Origin of the sequence: Bacillus sp. JJ1773 (assembly GCF_036962035.1) — a bacterium.
In the GTDB taxonomy this organism is placed as follows: Bacteria; Bacillota; Bacilli; order Bacillales; family Cytobacillaceae; genus Cytobacillus.
This window is the reverse complement of record NZ_JBALNX010000106.1, coordinates 1-7,096: the sequence shown is the minus strand read 5'-3', so window position 1 is coordinate 7,096 and position 7,096 is coordinate 1. Positions and strand designations below refer to the sequence as shown.

Below are 7,096 nucleotides of genomic sequence, written 5' to 3'. Positions count from 1 at the left end.
CCGATCAATGCAAGAGGGCCTTTAAACAAACGTTTGATTGAACAGTCCCAATCCCTTGTCCTGTCTGGCTTTGAGGGGATTTAATTAAACGTTTGATTAATAGAGACCCGAAAAAGTATTAGCGGAATAAAGGATCATTTCGGTCGCAGTGACGCCCGGGAAAATCTTTTTTCACATTAGTCGCATATTAATAGAGACACACAAGAATTCAACTTTCCTGTGTGTCTCTTATTAGTTTATATAAGTATTATTTGCTTACTTAACGACCGCATTTTAATTAACAGGCTGATGAACAACCACTTTTGAAGAGACAAGATTCACAGGATTGGCAATCGTGTCGCCGACAGGGCAATGATCTTCAACGAATGCTTTAAATGCCTCGATTTTATCTTCTGGGGCATCCGTTTCGATATGAAACGTATATCGTATGGATAAGAATCCTGGTCTTACATCAGATTTATTAAAAAACCCGTCTAGGTCAATATCTCCTTCTAATTCAACCCAAAACTTTTGAAGATCGATATTGAATTGCTTCGCATACGTTCTCGCTACGATTGACTGGCACGCACCTAAAGCGGACAGAAGTAGTTCCACCGGATTCATTCCTTTATCCGTTCCTCCTAAGCTAGCTGGCTCATCCACAATGACTTTATGCCCTCTCGATTCTGTTTCCACTAATACATTTTCTTTTAATACTGTTTTTGCTTTAAATGTTGTAATCGCCATCTTTTTCTCTCCCTTTCCTATTTGGACTTCACTTGCTAGCTTTACAGCTTTGGAAAATGAAAACATCTTCTCTAAGATAAGAGAAGGGTGCATGACAAAACATGAAGACATTTTGCCAATTGATCAGCCACTCTTCTAAATTAGGCACCAGGTTTCATCACAAACTGAGTGACTTTAAAAGCTGGATGCAGAGAGTTCGCTGCGTCAGTCCCACCCTTTATCTGGATTAGAAGAATTTAATTCATATTATTCCAATAAGAATTATTGTATTCATATTATCATAAAATTCATTCAAATCAAATTATTTTTTTCTGAAAATTTAGAGCCAGTTCCGGTCAGTGTAATAGAGCATTAAACAAACGTTTGATTAAACAGTCTCAATCCCTTGACCCGCCTGGCTTTGAGGGGAATTAATCAAACGTTTAATTAATATGTATGTACGTGTTTTTATATCAATTTATACCCACTGACTAATTTTATTAATTATTACGATAGGAACTTAGGGAGAGCCTGTCCTGTTAGTGTAATGGAGCATTAAACAAGCGTTTGATTAAACAGTCTCAATCCCATCTCCTGCCTGGCTTTGAAAGGATTTAAACAAACGTTTAATTAATATGTATGTTCGTATTTGTTATATCAATTTATACCAATTACTAATTTTAATAATTAATATGATACAAACTTGGTGATAGCCTGTCCTGTTAGTGCAAGAGGTCATTAAACAAACGTTTAATTAACGATATTTTTACCTTGCTAACTTTAAATTGTAAAACCTTTGAAAGTAAAAGAGACAGCCCGCCTAACTATAAATAGAAGTCCAAGAATCGTCCCAGCTTCCACAAAATAGCGAAAAATGTCCATAAATATTGCCCGCACCGCAAATCTTTCTGGTTGTTTTTACCTATAAAATTAAGGTAGAATGATAGAGTATTTTGCGAATATTCGAAATTATTATGAAGGTAGGGGGTCTATTTGTCTAGGAATTTTGTAAAGGTTTTATTCGTGTTTGCGCTTTTACTTGGGATGGTCGCGCAGCCAATTGCAAGCTCAGCTGCTGCAGAAAAGAATGTTTTTTATGTTAGTCTAGGGGATTCTCTGGCTGCCGGCCTATCGCCGTATGGCGAGATTGGCAAAGGCTATCCTGATTTTATTGCGGAAAACTTCAAGAGCAATGAGGTTCTCCAAATGTTTGTCAGGGATTACGCTGTACCGGGATATACGACTACCAATGTACTAGATGACATTGCCAATAACGTGATAAAAGGAGAAAACGATGGAATCCAGGCTGTTTTGAGCCAAGCCACGCATGTGACACTAGATGTCGGTGCCAATGATATCTTAAAGAAGATTAAGATTGATCCGGTAAATCAAAACGTTTCGTTTGATCAGGAAGAGGTTAAGCAAACGTTTGCGGAAATTCAACAAAACCTTGTTAAAATCACCACCGCTGTAAAATCGCTAAATCCAGATGTAAAGCTTTATATCATGGGCTACTACAATCCATATCCGCATTTGCCGGCTGAGCACCAGCCTGCTCTCAACCAATTATTAACTGCACTAAATTCAATGATTGAGCAAATTGCGATCCAATCCGTCTCTACTTACGTTCCAACTGCAGATGTCATCGCAAAAAATATTGCTTTTTTACCAAACCCGAAAGATATTCATTTGAGCGAAGATGGCTATAAGGCAGTTTCCGAGCTTTTCTGGAATGTGATGAAACCGGCAGTACCAGAAGAGGAAGAGGAAGTCGAAGTGCCTGCCAAGGAAACACCGCTTGTCTATTGGGATGGCGTTATCTTGAAAAAGGGCCAGATTGGCAGACTTTCCATTAAAAAACCTATCAATCTATGGAAACGAACAGATGAAGGTCTCCAGTTCGTAAGAGTCCTAAATCCCGGTGAAAAATACCGCGTATACCGCTACGACAATGAATTCGGCGGCCAATATTCAGTTGGCGATGGACACTATGTGACAAAAATAGAAGGCTATGTATCCTACAAAACTCCATCTAAACAAAAATTGGAGCTGCTGAAATAAAAGAACAGGGAAGGATCTAGTGCCTCCTTATTAAAAGAGTCCTTACAGGTACGAAAAAGTCAGGTCTCGTCTAATCTAACTCATCATCTTAGCCGATAAGTAGTTCTGTTTTTGTGGAGTAACATCGTAAATAACATTGCAATTAGGAGACCAAATCGCATCCGATTTGGTCTTTTGTTATCACTGTTATTCCAACGATTTCGCATTTGAGATATAAAAAAGCATATCAAATAATACATCAAATTAATGGTATACAATTGTTATTGCAATTGTCATTATGCTATTTCGGTTGTTAAATTGATTGTTAATTCCTGGATTGATTATTATAACTCTTCGAACAGGTTTCAAATATCAACATTTACCTTTAACAGAGCCTAATACTAAAATAGTAATTCCTTTTTAAAAAACAATAAACTGTAACCTATTTGAAATATATTCGTCAATATATCGGAATAAGCAAGATATTAAAAGAGTGGAGTTGTATGTATTTATGAAAAAAGGAATGATGTGGGCTTTATTTGCGGTGTTTTTATTGACCCTTACCGCATGCTCAAACAATCAAGAAACTAAGATTGAACCAAAAGTAACAGTAAAAGAAATGGCGGAACAACTACTAAAACAAGTAGAACAACCAGCCTTTATGGAATTAGAGGAGGTACAAGTCAAGGAAAGTTATTATATGGATCCTAACCTTCTTGAGGAATATATAATACAAATGCCGTTAATGAATGTAAAATCCAACGAACTATCCATTTTGAAGTTGAAGGACAAAAAAGATCTCGAAACTGTTAAATCTGCACTCGAAAAACGTGCTGCAGATGCAATAAGAAATTTTGAAAACTATTTGCCGGATCAATACGAAAATGCCAAAAACTATAAGATCGTTTCCAATGGCAACTACGTGTTATTTGTGATTTCTGAAGAATCCGAAGAACTAATTAAATATTTCAACGCCTTCTTCAGCAATAAATAACGATCATGGTATTTAGTAGCCTGACATTTCTATTTATATTTTTACCAATTGTTTTAGTACTTTATTATTGTTCACCTAGGAGGTTCAAAAACCTCCTTTTATTTTTAACAAGTTTGTTCTTCTATGCCTGGGGAGAGCCGATTTACATAGTCATTATACTTTTTTCCACCCTTATGGATTACACATTTGGGTTGTTACTCGGTAGCACAAAGTTTTCTTCGACAGGGCGTAAAGTGATTGTTGTCATTTCTATAATTCTTAACTTATCGTTACTATCCTTTTTTAAATATGTTAACTTTCTGATCGAAAATATTAATATTCTATTAGGAACCTCCTTTCCGTTAACCGAATTAGCACTTCCGATTGGCATATCGTTTTATACCTTTCAATCAATGTCCTACATCATCGATGTTTACAGGGGGACAGTTAAAGTTCAACGAAACTGGATTGATTTTGGCACATATGTAGCTTTATTTCCGCAGCTGGTAGCGGGTCCGATAGTTCAGTACAAAACAATTGTAGAACAACTTCGCAACAGGAAGGAAAGTATAGAACATTTTGCAATAGGTATTCGCCGCTTCACGATTGGTCTAGGAAAAAAAGTTTTGCTGGCCAACAATATCGGGATACTTTGGAATACTATTTCAAATTCAAATATCGAAACACTACCCATGTTAACAGCGTGGCTCGGGATTATTGCATTTGCTTTCCAAATTTATTTTGATTTCAGCGGTTATTCTGATATGGCGATTGGCCTTGGTTATATGTTTGGATTCCGATTAAATGAAAACTTCAAATATCCATATATTGCACAGAGTATTACTGATTTTTGGAGAAGATGGCATATCTCACTTGGCACATGGTTTAGGGAATATGTTTATATACCATTAGGCGGCAACCGCCGGGGGCTAATGATCCAGTTCCGAAATATCCTTATAGTCTGGTTATTGACGGGATTTTGGCACGGAGCTAACTGGAACTTCGTTTTATGGGGGTTGTATTTTGGTATCATCCTTTTGTTTGAAAAATGGTGGGGATTAAAACTTTTAAGTCAAATTCCACGTTGGATGAGGCACATATACGCGATATTACTTATATTAATAGGCTGGGTTCTATTTTCATTGGATAACCTTGAATTAATCTCCGGTTACTCAAAAGCGTTGTTTGGATTGAATAATCAAGCAATATGGAATCAAGAGACATTGTATTTAGGATATACCAATGTAGTTTTATTTTTATTTCTAATTACTTTTTCAATGCCTCTAAAGAAATGGCCGAAAGAACATTCAGTACTTAATCTAGGATGGTATGGATTTCTCTTCTTTTTATCAGTGGCCTATTTAGTAGATTCAACTTTTAATCCGTTTTTATATTTTCGTTTTTAATAGGTGAGGTGAACTTAAAGAAATGAAATCAAAGGCAGACAAGTTTTTGGTATTAAGCTTCTGCACAACACTCGCGCTTGCCTTATTGCTTTTGCTATTTTTGACGCCGCAACGTTTTTCCGAAATGGAAAACCGACTTTTGCAACCCTTTCCAAACTTGACCTTAGACAAATTAATATCCAAGGAATATGGAAATGAGTTAGAAAACTACTTCTCGGATCATTTTCCTTTTCGTAACCAATGGGTTATGGCCAAAACTCACATAGAACGACTGCGACTCCAAAATGAAAACAATGGTATTTATTACGGAAAAGAAGGTTATTTATTCGAAAAGTTTTTAATGCCAGAAGAACAAAAACTTCTGCAGTACACTGATTCTCTAAATGAATTTTCATCGAAACATCATAATGTAAATATAACACTGATGCTTATCCCGACATCAGTAGGGGTTTATCCAGATAAATTACCCTGGTTAGCACCTTCATACCCTCAGGATCAGCTAAACCAAAAAATAGGGGAATATGTAAAAAATACACTCACTTTTATAGATGGCTATGATTTTTTAAGTGCTGATGCTGCTGAGCCTGTTTACTATCGGACTGACCATCATTGGAACACAAATGGGGCCTATTTAGGATATTTGGTTTATGCAAAAGAGATGGGGTGGAAACCATTATCAAAAAACGAGTTCAAAATACAAACCATCAGTGAATCATTTCTAGGGAGTTACCATACTCGAAGTCAATTCAGCAGGATCACTCCCGACACCATTCAGGCCTATTTTCCTCGTAAGCCGATACAAACGAAAATATACATTGCAGATACAGAAGAAACAGTAAATAGTCTATATAATGAAAGCTTCTTAACCAAAAAGGACAAATACTCCTATTTTTTAGGTGGAGTCCATGCCTTAATGAAAATTACGAGCCAACTAAAGCCCGAACAAATTCAACAAGAAAAACTCCTTGTAATCAAGGATTCCTACGCACACAACTTAATTCCATTCCTCACGAATCATGTAGCAGAAATCTACATAATAGACATCAGATATTACAACGGAAATATCAGTGAATTCATGCAAGAAAACGGAATCGAAGAAGTCTTGTTTATATTTAACACCTCAACCTTTGTGAATAATTCGGAATTGCTGAAACTACGAAAATAGCCAACTAAAAGCACCTGTTTCTCTAATTAAAATAGAGGAGCGGGTGTTTATTTTAGGGAATATACCGAACTTTTCCTATCCATTTCAAAGCCAAGGTGTAAATTTAATATTTGAAACTCTTAAATCACTACAGATTATGATAAATGATGTATACAGCAAGGAGAATAATGAAATTAGATGATGAATAAGGCCTTTCATAAACTTTACAACGAGTACCATCAAGATTTATTTCGTTTTTTATTTTACATGGTAAAGAATAAAGAACAAGCAGAGGTACTAGTACAAGAAGTTTATATTAAAGTTTGGAAAATACATTGAAACTTATAATGGAACAAGCAGTATGAGACCATGGCTTTATGCTCCTCAAACAGAGGTTAATGTGTTTCTTTCCATTTGTTTATAATCTCTATTATGATTGCTCCCAATAGGGAATTTCCTAAACCCACTGACAGAAAAATAATAACAACTATATCCGAAATAGCGTCATACCCTTTTGAAATGAAAAACATCTTAAAATAAACCAAAGCAATACTAATCGCAAATAGAATAGAAGGTATATATTTTGTAAGTTTATCCGATTTTTGCTTACTGATTTTATAAAGCAACACTGCAACAAATGTAATAACAACTATTCCAATTGGTAATGCGAAATATATGTTCATATCTTAACAATCCCTCCTTAAACTATTTTTACCTATTACAATTTTAAAAAAGCAACAATCTTTTAGAAAACAGCCATATTCATAAATACCACCTGTATTAAAGCTATTAATACCTAAAATAATCTTAATGGATTTCTTTATTGTA

The 7,096-nt window shown here is 35.5% G+C and carries 7 protein-coding genes; 5 read left to right on the top strand and 2 right to left on the bottom strand.

Features of this window, described 5'->3' with window-relative positions; all coding sequences use genetic code 11:
- Positions 1-273: 273 nt before the first annotated feature.
- Positions 274-726 (bottom strand): OsmC family protein, encoded by a 453-nt coding sequence (locus V7127_RS23650; RefSeq protein WP_335354902.1) that lies wholly within the window; start codon positions 724-726, stop codon positions 274-276.
- Between the two features lie 972 nt (positions 727-1,698).
- On the opposite strand from V7127_RS23650, the gene V7127_RS23645 reads away from it, so the two are divergent.
- The 5 genes from V7127_RS23645 to V7127_RS23625 all read left to right on the top strand — a co-directional run bounded on the left by V7127_RS23645 (position 1,699) and on the right by V7127_RS23625 (position 6,607).
- Complete coding sequence (locus V7127_RS23645; RefSeq protein ID WP_335490409.1) at positions 1,699-2,766, top strand: SGNH/GDSL hydrolase family protein; 1,068 nt, start codon at positions 1,699-1,701, stop codon at positions 2,764-2,766.
- A gap of 490 nt (positions 2,767-3,256) precedes the next feature.
- Positions 3,257-3,739 carry a DUF4358 domain-containing protein gene (locus tag V7127_RS23640; protein ID WP_335354904.1) on the top strand — a complete coding sequence of 161 codons (483 nt, stop codon included), beginning with the start codon at positions 3,257-3,259 and terminating at the stop codon, positions 3,737-3,739.
- 5 nt (positions 3,740-3,744) lie between these two features.
- Positions 3,745-5,124 (top strand): MBOAT family O-acyltransferase, encoded by a 1,380-nt coding sequence (locus tag V7127_RS23635; RefSeq protein ID WP_335490406.1) that lies wholly within the window; start codon positions 3,745-3,747, stop codon positions 5,122-5,124.
- Between the two features lie 22 nt (positions 5,125-5,146).
- A complete protein-coding gene (locus V7127_RS23630) occupies positions 5,147-6,289 on the top strand; it encodes a DHHW family protein (RefSeq protein ID WP_335490403.1) in 1,143 nt (380 codons plus the stop codon).
- Positions 6,290-6,466: 177 nt separating this feature from the next.
- Complete coding sequence (locus tag V7127_RS23625) at positions 6,467-6,607, top strand: sigma factor (protein ID WP_438824056.1); 141 nt, start codon at positions 6,467-6,469, stop codon at positions 6,605-6,607.
- A gap of 56 nt (positions 6,608-6,663) precedes the next feature.
- On the opposite strand, the gene V7127_RS23620 is transcribed toward V7127_RS23625, so the two are convergent.
- Positions 6,664-6,951 (bottom strand): hypothetical protein, encoded by a 288-nt coding sequence (locus tag V7127_RS23620; protein ID WP_335490400.1) that lies wholly within the window; start codon positions 6,949-6,951, stop codon positions 6,664-6,666.
- Between the last annotated feature and the right edge of the window lie 145 nt (positions 6,952-7,096).